The organism is Kibdelosporangium phytohabitans, from assembly GCF_001302585.1.
Classification (GTDB): domain Bacteria; phylum Actinomycetota; class Actinomycetes; order Mycobacteriales; family Pseudonocardiaceae; genus Kibdelosporangium; species Kibdelosporangium phytohabitans.
Window position 1 is genome coordinate 3,204,096 of record NZ_CP012752.1, and the last position, 12,439, is coordinate 3,216,534.

The following is a 12,439-nucleotide window of genomic DNA, read 5'->3' on the forward strand; positions in this document are numbered from 1 at the left end:
CCAAGGGGTGACAAGTCCTCGGCGGGACAATCTCGAAAGTAAATTTCCCCAGCGTTCGATCACGCGGTGTTTACGACCGCTCGCTGACCGTCCCATCGGGGGATACGGCAAGGCCGCCCTGCGGTGTGCCGCCTCCGCACTCCGGACCATCCGGATATCGCGTCGCGGCCGTGATCGTCACACGGGAGGTGGCCAGCTCCGCACCGGCTTGATCGATCAACCGGAGCGTCACGTCGACCGGTCCGGCAGGCAGGTCGGGCAGGTCGGCGAAGGAGTTCTTGCCGCCGGTCGGTTCCGCACGCGCGCCGCAGGCGCTGTCCGGGCCGGTCGGAGTGCACGGCATCGGCCGGGACGTGCTCGACGGATACAGCTCGAGCGCGGTGTCGGTGCACGAGCCGCTCCAGCACGTGGTCATCCGGGCGGAACCGACCTTGGCCGCGTACGCGGGGTCGATGTCGAGCGAGATGCCCTTGCGGACCGCGGAGTTCCTGCACGCCAACGGTCCGCCGTCACATGCGGTGAGCGTGGCGGCTGCGGCGAGCAGCAGCGCGGCGGCTGCGAGTGTCCGGTTCACACCGATCAGACGGTTCCTACGGGCTTTTCGTTGCACGCCTGCGCCACCACTTCACCCTCGGCAGGTGTTCGTGCTCCCGCAGCCATTCCACGAATGCCGCCGCGTCCTCGCGCGCGCGTGAACCGACTGTTCTGGGGTGCGCTTCGGCGTACTCGGTGAAAAGCGGGCCGAATCTGTCCTCGAGGTCGGCGCACACGTCCGGCTGGATCATCGCCACGATCCGCCGTCGTTTCGACCGCAGCGCCCGCGCCTCGACCTCGAGGCGCTGCGGATCGAACCCCCGCGGCGGCGGTCCGCCGGCCAGCAGCGCGCGCAGCAGTTCCGTCTGCTGCCCGGCGAGCCGGTCCCGTTGTGGCTGTGTCACAACCGATCCCGGATCGCCTGGAGTTCGGCGGCCAGTTCGGCGTCGGTGGGGTAGTCACCGTCGCGCTCGAGCAGGGCGCCCGGTGGTTTGGTGCGTTTCACCAACTCCGACAACAGGTCCAGCACCTCGGGCAGCACTGGGTGGGTGTGCGTGTCGTGGTAGACGCCGTGGTGTTCCTCGCCACCCGCGACATGCACGTACGCCACGCGTTCCAACGGCAGGTCGTCGAGCAGTTTTTCCGGGTCCTGACCGAGGTTGCGGGCGTTGGCGTACATGTTCGCCACGTCCACGAGCAACAGGCAGCCGGTGCGTTCGGTCAGCTCCCCGAGGAACTGCGCCTCGGTGAGTTCCGCGTCCGGCCATTCCAGCAACGCCGCGATGTTCTCCATCGCGAACGGCACGTTCAGGTTCGCCTGCACGGTTTTCACGTTCTCCACGAGCACGTCCAGTGTTTCCCTCGTCCGCGGCACCGGCATCAGGTGCCCGGAGTCCAGTCCACCGGCCCGCACGAAGCAGACGTGGTCGCTGGCCACCGGCGCGTCGAGCACGTCGGCGAGCTTGGCGAGGTGCTCGACGCGTTTGATGTCAACGGGTTCGGCTCCGCCGACCGACAGCGACACCGCGTGCGGCAGTACGGGAATGCCGCGTTCCCGAAGCACCACAACGGACTCCGGCAGGTGGTCCGGGTTGAGGTTCTCCGCGACCACCTCGACGAAATCCACGCCGGGCAGCCGTTCCACCGTGATGTCGATCTCCGGCCGCCAGCCGATGCCCACACCGAGTTCACGCATTGCCCCATCCTCCTGACCCGCATGGGCTGACGTCGTTGTTCTCGGATTTCGCCTTGCTCTTGAAGCTGCGCCCGGCGGACGCCCCCGAGAAGGCCCCGAGGCCGTGCAACGCGACTTGCACCGCCGCGTCGGACGGCACCGCGCCGATCGTCGTCTCCGCTGTGCCGACGGCCTGACGCCCGGCGGCGGTCAGGCGAAGCCCGAAGGTCCACCACCGCTGGAACAACAGCCCGCTGTCGACCAGTGCCGCCGCCATGGCCGACGGCACGGCGTGCGTGAGGAGGTCCTTCTTCAGTTGCGGCACCGTGCGCCCGGACGCCGCCTTGATCGTCGTCAGCACCAGCTGTTCGAGCTCGGTGCGGTAGGCGGGCCGCCTGCCCACCACCCGGAGCACGCCGTCGCGGCTGATCCGGATCGACTCGCGTTCCAGCAGCACCGCGACCGCGGTCTCGATCACCCGCTCCCGCCCGCCGGTGAGGATCGCGGCGGTCTCGACGCTGGGATCGATGTAGTCCAGGGGATTCATCGCTCAGGAACCCCCGCCGCCACAGCCCCCGCCGCCCCCACCGCAACTGCTGCTGCTACTGCTGCTGGAGCAACTGCTGCTGGAACAGGTGCTGGCGTAGATCGGCGCACCGCCGGCGTAACCGGAGTCGGAGCCGGAGCGGGGCCGGACGCGGGCCTTCCGGCGTGGGCCGGGTGCCCAGATGTGTGAAGCGATCACCGGGTCCGGGTACGCGGCCAGCCCACCACGGGCGACAAGAGCCGCCGCGCCGCTGGACGCGTGCCCACCGCGGCTGAGGAGCTTGCGGGCGGCCGCCGACGGGCCCCGCTTGATCTGGCGCATGGCCAAGGCTACAGCGACAACTGTCAGGATGATCAGCACCGTCAGATACCCGATCGGATAACCGAGGTTGGCGCCGTTGACCGCCCGTACGACACCGATCACCAGCAGTACCACCAACGGCAGCGCCGTGAGGAACACCGTGCCGCGGCCGACGTGGTCGACGAGCAGGCCACGTCGGACCAGTTCGGCTTCGACCTCGTGGAACAAGGGCTGCCGAGCCGCGTTGTGGCGGTAGTAGTCCGCCGTCCGGCCCGGGCGCGTTTTGATGTCCTTGAGCAGCCGCGTTTCCAGCGCCGACTCGGCCCGGTACGCCGAGTCACGCACGACGTGCAGCTTCCCGCTGCGTTCGACGCGGACCGCGCCTCGCTCCACGAGGTTGGCGATCGCCGCGTCGGCCACCCTGGCCCGGCCACCCGCGAGGATCGCGGTCTCGTCGACCGTCAGCGGCTCCGAAGCGGACTGCGCTCCCGTCAGCGACCCGATTCGCCTGCGCAGCAGCAGAGTCACCGCCCCGGCCACCACGAAACCGCCCGTGTACAGCCACAAGAACGCCGGACCTGAGATACCCCAGGGGTTCATTTTCTCTCCCCACAGTGTGTACGGACCGGCCCGGGGATCGTGCGTCCCCGGGCCGGTCTGTCTCCCTCATTCCCTCTCTAACCCCCGCAGCCGCCGCTTCCGCAGCCGCTGCCCCCATTACCTCCCCCTCCTCCTGCGTCTCCTCCTCCGCAATCGCCTCCGGCCGCGCTCCGCCACGCCACCCCGGCCGTCGCACCACCGAGCGCACTGCTGTGCCACCCGCGTGACGGCGGGCCGAGCAGCGACTCCCTGATGGTCAGGTCCGGGTGGCTGGCGAAACCCCCCGCGGCCACCAGTTCGACCGGTTTGCTGGCAGGCGCGGTCCCCACCGCGCCTGCCCCGGCGAACGTCGTCGGGCTGATCGGCTGCCGGTGCAGCGCGTACCCGATCAACCCGGTGCCGATCAGCGACACCGTGAGCCAGCCGACCGGCTGGACGTCGGAGATCCCGGCGAGCCACCGCATCACACCAGCGGCGAACACGGCAGCGACCGGGACCGTGCTGATCAGCTTGCGGTGCCTGGCCGCCTCGTCGTCGACGAGGTAGCCCGCCCGCACCAGACCCGCGACGACCTCACCGACGGAGTCCGACCCGGCCAGCCGGTGGGTCAGCATCGTGATCGACCTCCGGCCGTGCCGCGCCACGTCGGCGAGGACAGTCCGCTCGACCGGGTTGGTGCCCCCGTCCCGGCCGGCGATCTGCAGATACCCGTCACGAGCCGCGCCCAGCTGACCGGTCTCGACCAGTTGCGCGACCGCGGCCTCCACCACGCGTCGCGGACCACCGGTCAGACAGGCCAGTTCCAGCGCCGTCAACGGCCTCCCGGGTGCGGTCGACGCACCCGAGCGGGCGAGAATTCGAACAGCGAACGCGAAGAGCAAAGCAACCGAAAACCCGAGCAGATAAATGCCGATGAACGTCGGCCCGGGTATTCCCCAAGTGTCGTCCATGATCTTCCCCCTCTCTCCCCAGAGAGCCGGAAATCAAGTGGAGACACCACTTTCTTCGCCGAACGGGCACCCGGCAAGACGCCTTGACGAAGATTTAGGGTTGTGTTGGGGGTAACTTAGGCTTCCGCGTCGCCGCCGTCTTCGGGGCGCAACGTCAGCGAGATGCTGTTGATGCAGTACCGCTGGTCAGTCGGGGTGGGGTAGCCCTCGCCCTCGAAAACGTGCCCGAGGTGGCTGTGACAGGCCGCACACAGCACCTCGACGCGGACCATGCCCAGCGTGCGGTCCTCCCTGAGGATCACGCTGTCGCCGGCCAGCGGCGAGAAGAACGACGGCCACCCGCAATGCGAATCGAATTTCGTGGAACTGCGGAACAGTTCCGCACCGCACGCGCGGCAGGCGTAGACGCCGACGGTTTTCGTATCGGTGTATTCACCGACGAAGGGACGTTCGGTCCCAGCCTCGCGGAGCACCGCGTACTCCTCGGCGGACAGCTGCTGCCGCCACTCCTGGTCGGACCTGACCACGCGAGGGGTGACGCCGGTAACGGGCTTCATGGACACCTAGCCTCCGAAGCTAAGACAGGATGAACACCAGGGCGTCCCACGCCGCGACTCCCACCCCGATCAGGATCAGGCCGATCACGAGCAGGGCGAGCATCCGGTAGTAGCCGCCGAGGCGGTTCGCCGAGTCCGCGAAGTCCGAGATGCCGCCGAGGTATCCCTCCACGGTGTACCCCGACCGGCTCTTCTCGATCCGGTCGAGGTGGGCTGCGAACTCACGCACCTCGGGGTCATGCGGGTCAAGACCCTCGAGGTCCTCGCGATACCGCTGTGACGCGGGCTCATCAGGGGACGCGCTCACTGCCATGTTCAACACCATAGCCAGTCAGCTTGATTCCCGGCTCCCCAAAACCCGCTCCTCCGCCACCTCGCCGGAGCGGATGTGGACCATGGAGGTGAACCCCCATTCCTCCAGCCTGCCCAGTTGCGCGCCGAACTTGCCGCGCCGCTTGATCGCCGTGACCTGGCGCCCCTGCGCACGCAGCCCGCGCGCCACGGCCAGCACCTCGGCCGGGGCCACGTCGGCCTCGTGCAGCACGGCGACAGCGTCCGTGCGCGGAGCGTCGTCGAGCAGGTTCACGATCCGCTCGAAGCCGATGGAGAACCCGCAGGCGGGCACGTCCTTGCCCAGCGAACGGCCGATCAGCTTGTCGTAGCGGCCGCCACCGGCCACCGACGCGCTCGTGCCCGGGTGGCTCACCTCGAAGATCTGCCCGGTGTAGTAGCCCATCCCGCGCACCAGCGTCGGGTCGAACTCCCAGCCGAGCTCCCGGGTCCCGGCCAGCTCGGCGAGCGCGGTCGTGGTCGCCACCAGGTCCGCCGCGACACCGTCCGGCAGGTTCGGCACGGCGTCGGAGAGCTGGTCGGCCAGCTTGGCCGGGTCCAGGCCCTGCAACGCCGTGATGGCCGTCTGCACGCCGTCCGCCTGCGCCTCGCTGAACCCGGCCCGCTCGGTCAGCTCCTTGCGCACCCCGTCCCAGCCGATCTTGTCCAGCTTGTCCAAGGTGATGAAGAAGGCCCCCTGCGCCTCCGGCGCGACCCCCGCGCCATCGGCCAGCGCGGACAGCAACCGGCGGTCCGACAGGCGCACGGTCGTGCCGGGCAGCCCGACAGCCGCCAGCGCCTCCGTGGTCGCCTCGATCAGCTCGGCCTCGGCCAGCACCGACTCCTCGCCGATCACGTCGATGTCGCACTGGTGGAACTGGCGGTACCGGTCCTTCTGCGGCCGCTCGGCGCGCCAGACCGGGCCGATCTGGAACGACCGGAACGGCGTCGGCAGCGACGCGTGGTTGTGGCCGTAGAACCGGGTCAGCGGGACCGTCAGGTCGAAGCGCAGGCCGAGGTCGGCCAGCTCGTCGACGCTGGCGGGCAGCTCGGTCAGGCCGCGGCGGAGGATCTTGAAGATCAGCTTCTCGTTCTCGCCGCCCTGTCCGCCGGTCAGCCGGGTGATGTCCTCGAGCGCGGGCGTCTCGATGCGCTGGTAGCCGTACCGGTGGTAGACCTCGGTGATCCGCGCCAGGACGTGGTCGCGCACGGCGACGGTCGCGGGCAGGAGGTCACGAGTGCCCCTCGCGGGGCTGTTGTCCATCTTCACCGGTAGTCCTCATCAGGTCGGATACGTCCGCTAAAACTACCGGGCGCGTGCGACCCCATTTCTCACTAGGGTTGCCCCATGGCTTCGAAGGCTATCGAGCTCCCGATCGGCGACCGGATGATCCGCGTGTCCAATCCGGACAAGGTGTACTTCCCCGAACGCGAGATCACCAAGCGGCAGGTGGTCGAGTACTACATCTCGGTGGCCGAGCCGTTGGCCAAAGCGTTGCGGGACAGGCCGACGACGCTCAAGCGGTACGTCGACGGCGTGACCGGCGAGTGGTTCTACCAGAAGCGGGTGCCCAAGGGCGCGCCCGACTGGGTGCGGACCGTGACGATCAAGTTCCCGTCCGGCCGGTCCGCCGACGAGATCTGCCCGACCGAACCGGCGGTCATCCCGTGGGCGTCCAACCTGGGGACGTTCGACTTCCACCCGTGGCCGGTGCGCAGGCCGGAGGTGGATCACCCGGACGAGTTGCGCGTGGACCTCGACCCGCAGCCCGGCACGGACTTCGCCGACGCGGTGAAGGTCGCGGGCGTGCTGCGGGAAGTGCTGGTGGACAACGGGTTGACCGGCTACCCGAAGACGTCCGGCGGGCGCGGCATCCACGTACTGGTGCGGATCCGGCCGGAGTGGGACTTCATCGACGTGCGGCACGCGGTGATCGGCCTCGCGCGCGAGGTGGAGCGGCGCATCCCCGACCTGGCCACCACGGCGTGGTGGAAGGAGGAGCGCGGCGAACGCGTGTTCCTCGACTTCAACCAGGCCGCGCGGGACCGCACGATCGCGTCGGCGTGGTCGGTGCGCGGCACACCGCGTGCCACGGTGTCGATGCCGCTGACGTGGAACCAGTTGTCCGATGTGGACCCGGACGACTTCGACATCTTCACCGTGCCGGATCTGCTTGCCTCGCAAGGGGACGCGCACGCGGACATCGACGCGGAGGCGTTCGGCCTCGAGTCGCTGCTCGAGCTGTACTCGAGCGACCCCCGCGGCGAGATGCCCTACCCGCCGGACTACCCGAAGATGCCGGGGGAGCCCAAGCGGGTCCAGCCGTCCCGGGCCCGGCCGGAGCCGGAGAACCCTTAGCGCTTCACGGCCAGGCCCGCGACGATCAGCCGCTGTGGCCGGACGAGCGGCCGGACCCTCGGCCCGTCCGGCCACCACTCGGCCGCCGCGACGATGCCCGGCTCGACCAGGTCCAGGCCGGCGAAGAAGGACTCGATCTCCGCCCGCAGGCGGAAGAACCCGCTGCCCATGGGGCTCCCGGTGAGCAGCCGCTGCGTCCGCTGCGCGGACTCGCTGTCCGCACCGCTGCCCGGGTCGAAGAAATGGCTGATGGCCACGTACGAGCCCGGCGCGAGCGCGTCCACGTACACCCGCATGAAGTCGCGGATGGCGTCCGGGTCGGCGCAGTGGTGCAGCGTGCCGATCTGGTACAGCGCCATCGGCTGGGAGAAGTCCAGGTAGCGGTGCACGTCCGAGTTCTCGAGCAGCCCGGCTGCCTCGGTCAGGTCGCCGGCGATGAAGTGGGTCTGCTCGTTCTCGGCGAGCAGGGCGCGGCCGTGCGCCAGCACGATCGGGTCGTTGTCCACGTAGACGACCGTCGCCTCGGAGTTGAGCCGCTGCGCCACCTGGTGGGTGTTCTCCGCGGTCGGCAGCCCGGAACCCAGGTCGAGGAACTGGCTGATCTTGGCCTCGCCCGCGAGGAACCGGGTGACGCGGATCAGCCACTCGCGGTTGTCGCGCGCGGCGAGCATCGCGTCCGGTGAGTGCTCCAGGATGGCCCGCAGGATCGCTCGATCGACTTCGTAGTTGTCCTTGCCGCCCAGTCCGGCGTCGTACACGCGGGCGATGCTCGGCTTGGTGATGTCGATCTGCGGTAAGTCCATCGCGACATCTTGCCAGAACCGCGGGCCGGTGCCGGGGCTACGTTTTGCGGGCCAGCCCGGCCAGGAACAGCCGCTGCGGCGTGATGAGCGGTTTCACCTGTGGGCCGTCCGGCCACCACAGCGGGGCGTGCACCAGTCCAGGTGGCACGAGTTCGAGGTCGCCGAAGAACGACTCGATGTCCGCGCGGGAGCGGAAGTACCCGCTGCCCATCGGGCCGCCGGACATCACCCGCTGGAGGTCCGCCGCGGCCTGCCCGTCCTCCCCGCCCGGGTTGTGGAAATGGCTGATCGCCACGTACGAGCCGGGCGCCAGCCGGTCGATGTACTCACGCATGATCTGGCGGATCCCGTCGGTGTCCTTGAGGTGGTGCAGCACCCCGATCTGGTACAGCGCGACCGGCTCGGCGAAGTCCAGATAACGCTGTACTTCCGGGTTCGCGAACACCTCGTCGGGCTTGGTGAGGTCCATCGAGAGGAAGTGCGTGCGGTCGTTCTCCTCCAGCAGGGCACGGCCGTGCGCGAGCACCATCGGGTCGTTGTCCACGTAGACGACCGTCGCCTCGGGGTTCACCCGCTGCGCGATCTGGTGGGTGTTCTCCGCCGTCGGCAGGCCGGAGCCGAGGTCGAGGAACTGCGAGACGCCGACCTGGCCCGCGAGGTAGCGCGTGATCCTGATCAGCCAGTCCCGGTTGTCACGCGGGACGATCGTGTGGTTCGGGACGGCGGCGTCGATGGCGCGCAGCACCGCGCGGTCGACCTCGTAGTTGTCCTTGCCGCCCAACCCAGCGTCGTAGACACGGGCAACGCTCGGCCTGGTGCTGTCGATGTGCGGGAAATCCACCCCGCGCATCCTGCCAGAATCGCCCTCAGCCAGGCAGCGCGCCCACGGTGTCCTTGATCTGGCTGCCCAGTCCGCTCGCGCCCTGCCGCGCGCAGTGCGCGCAGCAGAAGAAGCGGCCCTCGACTTCGACACCGTGCCCGAGAATCCGGCATTCGCAGTGTTCGCAACGCGGCGCCAGCTTCTGGATGGCGCACTCGAAACTGTCGAACGTGTACACGTCGCCGCTGACGGTCCGTACTTCGAACGCCATCCAGTAGTCGTTGCCGCAAACGTCGCATCTGGCCAAATCGTGCATGCGCCGAGGGTGCGGCGCGCACGCCGGACCGGCAACTCGAGACCCGATCGGGTGACAGGTGCGTCCTGATGGACTGTGCAGCAGATAGGAAATGTTATATACCGTCCGACTTTATATTGTCGATTATGCGTGTTGTCGGAAAATGACAGGAAAGTGCAGATGTAGGTACTGCATTCGGCGGCTTCCAATGCAAACGTGTGCCACTAACCTTCGGCGCTACTCGCACGATGCCGTGCTGCGCGACGGGAACTGGGAGAGGACAAACCTCACATGCGTCGGAAACGACTTGCCGCTGTCTCGATGGTGCTGGTGGCGGCAATAGGGGGCTGCTCGGCGCTCGACGGATCCGCTGAGACACCGCAGGGGCAGGGCGCTGCCGGCCTGGAGAAATCCACGATCAACGTGGCTGATCTGAAGATCATCGACTCCGCGCCGATCCGTCTCGCAATGGACAACGGGCACTTCAAAGCCGAAGGCCTCGACGTCAAACTGACAACGGGCGCCAAGGGCTCGGCGAATATCCAGAACGTCATCGGCGGGACCGCCGACATCGTGCTGACCAGCTACCCGCCCGCGATCACCCCGGTGGCCAAGAAGGTCGCCGAGCTGAAGGTCGTCGCGGACGCCATCACCACCACGGAGGACCTGTTCCTGCTGGTGGTCAAGAAGGACGGCCCGATCACGAAGGTGACCGACCTGGTCGGCAAGAAGATCGCGGTCAGCTCACCCGGCGGGATCGGCGAGCTCGCGCTGCGCTCCCAGATGAAGATCCACGGCATCGACATCACCAAGGAGCAGTACCAGTCCACGTCCTTCGCGGACATGCCGACGTTGCTGAACAACAACGACGTGCAGGCGGCGATCATGAACGAGCCGTTCCTGACCGAGGCGCTGCAGAAGGCGGGCGTGACCAAGCTGATCTCGCCGTTCAGCGGGTCGACCGCGGACTTCCCGACCTCGGGCTGGATCGCGACGAGGAAGTTCGTCGACGAGAACCCCAGGACCGTCGCCGCCTTCCAGCGCGCGATGGCCAAGGCGGTCACGGACGCGCAGGGGCGTGACGCCGTCGAGAAGGTCGTGATCAAGTACATCGGCGTGAAGGACAACGTGGCGAAGCTGATGACGCTGCCGACGTTCTCCTCCAGCACCGACCCGAGGCGGTTCCAGCGGGTGGTCGACCTGATGGTGGCGACCGGTGAGCTCAAGGAGACCGAGCGCGTCGACATGCAGACCATGGTGATCGCGCCGGCGAAGTAGATGGCCCGCGCGGCCGGGGAGGACGCGCCTCCCCGGCCGTCCGGTGTGGACAGTCAGGCCAGCCGGTGCGTGCGGTACAGCGTGGCCACGAACGGGATCGCGAGCGTGGCCGTGCCGCGTTCGGCCGCGTGCGCGACCAGGTGGTCGTGCAGCTTGCCGAGCAGGGCGGCGCGTTCGCCTTCCGGCAGCGAGATCGTCGCGCTGTAGGTGCTGTGCATGGCGCAGATCTGCTGCGGGGTCATCTCGCGTTCGTATTCGGCGACGTGTTTCTCGATCGGCCCGAACGGCAGATCCGGCGGCAGTTGCAGCCGGTGCACGGGGCGCCCGGGGATGTGCGCCGAGAGGATCACGTTCTGCACTTCTTCGAGCCACAGGTCGCTGTCACCGCGGTCGTGCCAGGAAACGCCGAGAACACCGCCGGGTTTGAGGCAACGCGCGGCTTCCGCACCCGCTTTGGGCGGATCGAACCAATGCCACGCGTTGCTCGAAACAACCGCGTCGGCGCAACCGTCCGCGACCGGCAGCGCTTCCGAACTGCCGACGTGCACGGACGCGTCCGGGAACTTCTCCCGCAGCCAAGCGACCATCTGCGGATCCGGATCCACCGCGACCACCCGGCCCGCGCGTTTCAACAGAATCCGGGTCATGTGACCGGTTCCCGCGCCGACGTCGACGACGACACCGATGCCCGCGGGCAACAGCCAATCAGCGGCGAGTTCCGGCACGGCCGGACGGTGCTGGTCGTAGTGGGCGGGATCGACACCGAAAACCAATCCGGGCTGAGCCGTCATTCGTGGAATCCTCCAGTCGGTGGCGAAAAAGCACATCGAGGCTAGCGCTGTTCCGATCACCGCCGGTACGCCGATTGCCCTATTCGGCCGAGGGATTCGACCGCGCGTTGATGACGCGTTCGACGGGCACACCGCACTCCTCGGCGCGTTCACACCCGTGCGGCAACCAGTCGAGCTGGCCGGGCGCGTGCGCGTCGCTGTCGATCGCGAACTCGCAGCCGATCTCGACGGCCAGCCGCAGCAGCCGCTTCGGCGGATCGAGGCGCTCCGGCCGTGAGTTGATCTCGACGGCGACCCCGTTGTCCCGGCACGCCTCGAACACCGCTTTGGCGTCGAACGCCGACTCCGGCCGGTCGCGTTTCGCGGTGCGCATCCGGCCGGTGCAGTGCCCGAGGATGGTGACGTGCGGGTTGCCGACGGCCTTGATCATCCGCCTGGTCATCTCGGCGGACGGCATGCGCAGCTTGGAATGCACGCTCGCGACGACGACGTCCAACTCCGCCAGCACGTCCTCGGCCTGGTCGAGACCGCCGTCGAGGAGGATGTCGACCTCGATCCCGGTGAGGATCCGGAACGGTTTCAGCTCGTCGTTCAGCTCGGCGACGATGTCGAGCTGGCGGCGAAGCCGCTCCGTCGTGAGGCCGTTGGCGACGGTGAGGCTGGGGGAGTGGTCGGTCAGCGCCATCCACTCGTGGCCGATGTCGCGCGCGGCCTCGGCCATCTCACGGATGGTGCTGCCGCCGTCGGACCACTCGGAGTGCGTGTGGCAGTCGCCTTTGAGCGCGGCGCGCATGGCGTGCCCACCGGCGACGGGAATTGTCGCTTCCTCGATCAACCTGCCGAGGTAGTCCGGCTGGCGGCCGGCGAGGGCGTCGCTGATGACACCGGCGGTCGACTTGCCGATGCCCGGCAGCCGGGTGAGCGTGCCGCGTTCGGCGCGCAGCCGGACTTCGTCGGCGGGCAGGCCGTCCACTATGGCCGCGGCCTTCCGGAACGCCTGGATCTTGAACGTGGGCTCGCCCTTGCGCTCGAGGTAGAACCCGATCTGCCGGAGTGCTTTCGCAGGATCCATGCGTTCATCATGGTCCTTAGTACGATGGA

At 68.4% G+C, this 12,439-nt stretch carries 16 protein-coding genes; 2 read left to right on the plus strand and 14 right to left on the minus strand.

Annotation, left to right across the window (positions count from 1 at the left end):
- Window positions 1-70: 70 nt before the first annotated feature.
- The 9 genes from AOZ06_RS14870 to hisS all read right to left on the minus strand — a co-directional run bounded on the left by AOZ06_RS14870 (window position 71) and on the right by hisS (window position 6,256).
- Complete coding sequence (locus AOZ06_RS14870; RefSeq protein WP_054289936.1) at window positions 71-574, minus strand: hypothetical protein; 504 nt, start codon at window positions 572-574, stop codon at window positions 71-73.
- Window positions 575-590: 16 nt separating this feature from the next.
- Window positions 591-938 (minus strand): SCO6045 C-terminal-like domain-containing protein, encoded by a 348-nt coding sequence (locus AOZ06_RS14875; RefSeq protein WP_054289937.1) that lies wholly within the window; start codon window positions 936-938, stop codon window positions 591-593.
- Window positions 935-1,729 carry an MbnB/TglH/ChrH family RiPP precursor modification enzyme gene (locus AOZ06_RS14880; protein ID WP_054289938.1) on the minus strand — a complete coding sequence of 265 codons (795 nt, stop codon included), beginning with the start codon at window positions 1,727-1,729 and terminating at the stop codon, window positions 935-937. The genes AOZ06_RS14875 and AOZ06_RS14880 overlap by 4 nt, the downstream gene beginning before the upstream one ends.
- On the minus strand, window positions 1,722-2,255 hold the full coding sequence (locus AOZ06_RS14885) for a TIGR04222 domain-containing membrane protein (protein WP_054289939.1): 534 nt from the start codon (window positions 2,253-2,255) through the stop codon (window positions 1,722-1,724). The genes AOZ06_RS14880 and AOZ06_RS14885 overlap by 8 nt, the downstream gene beginning before the upstream one ends.
- Window positions 2,256-2,258: 3 nt before the next feature.
- Window positions 2,259-3,155: a TIGR04222 domain-containing membrane protein gene (locus AOZ06_RS14890; protein ID WP_054289940.1), complete on the minus strand. Its 897-nt coding sequence runs from the start codon at window positions 3,153-3,155 to the stop codon at window positions 2,259-2,261.
- Window positions 3,156-3,232: 77 nt separating this feature from the next.
- Window positions 3,233-4,105, minus strand: a complete 873-nt coding sequence (locus AOZ06_RS14895) for a TIGR04222 domain-containing membrane protein (RefSeq protein WP_083471693.1) — start codon at window positions 4,103-4,105, stop codon at window positions 3,233-3,235.
- Between the two features lie 116 nt (window positions 4,106-4,221).
- Complete coding sequence (gene msrB / locus AOZ06_RS14900) at window positions 4,222-4,662, minus strand: peptide-methionine (R)-S-oxide reductase MsrB (protein ID WP_054289942.1); 441 nt, start codon at window positions 4,660-4,662, stop codon at window positions 4,222-4,224.
- Window positions 4,663-4,681: 19 nt separating this feature from the next.
- A complete protein-coding gene (locus AOZ06_RS14905) occupies window positions 4,682-4,975 on the minus strand; it encodes a hypothetical protein (protein ID WP_054296654.1) in 294 nt (97 codons plus the stop codon).
- Between the two features lie 18 nt (window positions 4,976-4,993).
- Window positions 4,994-6,256 (minus strand): histidine--tRNA ligase, encoded by a 1,263-nt coding sequence (hisS, locus tag AOZ06_RS14910; protein ID WP_063810353.1) that lies wholly within the window; start codon window positions 6,254-6,256, stop codon window positions 4,994-4,996.
- Between the two features lie 84 nt (window positions 6,257-6,340).
- On the opposite strand from hisS, the gene ligD reads away from it, so the two are divergent.
- Window positions 6,341-7,351 carry a non-homologous end-joining DNA ligase gene (ligD, locus tag AOZ06_RS14915; RefSeq protein WP_054289944.1) on the plus strand — a complete coding sequence of 337 codons (1,011 nt, stop codon included), beginning with the start codon at window positions 6,341-6,343 and terminating at the stop codon, window positions 7,349-7,351.
- Here ligD and AOZ06_RS14920 read toward each other — a convergent pair.
- From AOZ06_RS14920 to AOZ06_RS14930, 3 genes are read right to left on the minus strand one after another with little or no spacing between them, the layout of a single operon-like run.
- On the minus strand, window positions 7,348-8,154 hold the full coding sequence (locus tag AOZ06_RS14920; RefSeq protein ID WP_054289945.1) for an SAM-dependent methyltransferase: 807 nt from the start codon (window positions 8,152-8,154) through the stop codon (window positions 7,348-7,350). The two genes, ligD and AOZ06_RS14920, sit on opposite strands and share 4 nt — an antisense overlap.
- A 37-nt stretch (window positions 8,155-8,191) precedes the next feature.
- Entirely contained in the window at window positions 8,192-9,004 is an 813-nt protein-coding gene (locus tag AOZ06_RS14925; RefSeq protein ID WP_054289946.1) for an SAM-dependent methyltransferase, read from the minus strand.
- Between the two features lie 16 nt (window positions 9,005-9,020).
- Window positions 9,021-9,281: a Prokaryotic metallothionein gene (locus tag AOZ06_RS14930; protein WP_157233783.1), complete on the minus strand. Its 261-nt coding sequence runs from the start codon at window positions 9,279-9,281 to the stop codon at window positions 9,021-9,023.
- Between the two features lie 279 nt (window positions 9,282-9,560).
- Between AOZ06_RS14930 and AOZ06_RS14935 the strand changes: the two genes are divergently transcribed.
- Window positions 9,561-10,547 carry an ABC transporter substrate-binding protein gene (locus AOZ06_RS14935; protein WP_063810037.1) on the plus strand — a complete coding sequence of 329 codons (987 nt, stop codon included), beginning with the start codon at window positions 9,561-9,563 and terminating at the stop codon, window positions 10,545-10,547.
- Window positions 10,548-10,600: 53 nt separating this feature from the next.
- Here the strand turns inward: AOZ06_RS14935 and AOZ06_RS14940 are convergent, their stop codons facing one another.
- Window positions 10,601-11,338, minus strand: a complete 738-nt coding sequence (locus tag AOZ06_RS14940; RefSeq protein ID WP_054289949.1) for a class I SAM-dependent methyltransferase — start codon at window positions 11,336-11,338, stop codon at window positions 10,601-10,603.
- A gap of 79 nt (window positions 11,339-11,417) precedes the next feature.
- Window positions 11,418-12,410 (minus strand): PHP domain-containing protein, encoded by a 993-nt coding sequence (locus tag AOZ06_RS14945; protein ID WP_054289950.1) that lies wholly within the window; start codon window positions 12,408-12,410, stop codon window positions 11,418-11,420.
- Window positions 12,411-12,439: the final 29 nt, after the last annotated feature.

Excerpts from the sequence above, each read along its gene's own strand:
- AOZ06_RS14880 (WP_054289938.1), bottom strand. The coding sequence starts at position 1,729 with ATGCGTGAACTCGGTGTGGGCATCGGCTGGCGGCCGGAGATCGACATC.
- AOZ06_RS14885 (WP_054289939.1), bottom strand. The coding sequence starts at position 2,255 with ATGAATCCCCTGGACTACATCGATCCCAGCGTCGAGACCGCCGCGATC.
- AOZ06_RS14890 (WP_054289940.1), bottom strand. The coding sequence starts at position 3,155 with ATGAACCCCTGGGGTATCTCAGGTCCGGCGTTCTTGTGGCTGTACACG.
- AOZ06_RS14895 (WP_083471693.1), bottom strand. The coding sequence starts at position 4,105 with ATGGACGACACTTGGGGAATACCCGGGCCGACGTTCATCGGCATTTAT.
- msrB (WP_054289942.1), bottom strand. The coding sequence starts at position 4,662 with ATGAAGCCCGTTACCGGCGTCACCCCTCGCGTGGTCAGGTCCGACCAG.
- AOZ06_RS14905 (WP_054296654.1), bottom strand. The coding sequence starts at position 4,975 with ATGGCAGTGAGCGCGTCCCCTGATGAGCCCGCGTCACAGCGGTATCGC.
- hisS (WP_063810353.1), bottom strand. The coding sequence starts at position 6,256 with ATGGACAACAGCCCCGCGAGGGGCACTCGTGACCTCCTGCCCGCGACC.
- ligD (WP_054289944.1), top strand. The coding sequence starts at position 6,341 with ATGGCTTCGAAGGCTATCGAGCTCCCGATCGGCGACCGGATGATCCGC.
- AOZ06_RS14920 (WP_054289945.1), bottom strand. The coding sequence starts at position 8,154 with ATGGACTTACCGCAGATCGACATCACCAAGCCGAGCATCGCCCGCGTG.
- AOZ06_RS14925 (WP_054289946.1), bottom strand. The coding sequence starts at position 9,004 with ATGCGCGGGGTGGATTTCCCGCACATCGACAGCACCAGGCCGAGCGTT.
- AOZ06_RS14935 (WP_063810037.1), top strand. The coding sequence starts at position 9,561 with ATGCGTCGGAAACGACTTGCCGCTGTCTCGATGGTGCTGGTGGCGGCA.
- AOZ06_RS14940 (WP_054289949.1), bottom strand. The coding sequence starts at position 11,338 with ATGACGGCTCAGCCCGGATTGGTTTTCGGTGTCGATCCCGCCCACTAC.
- AOZ06_RS14945 (WP_054289950.1), bottom strand. The coding sequence starts at position 12,410 with ATGGATCCTGCGAAAGCACTCCGGCAGATCGGGTTCTACCTCGAGCGC.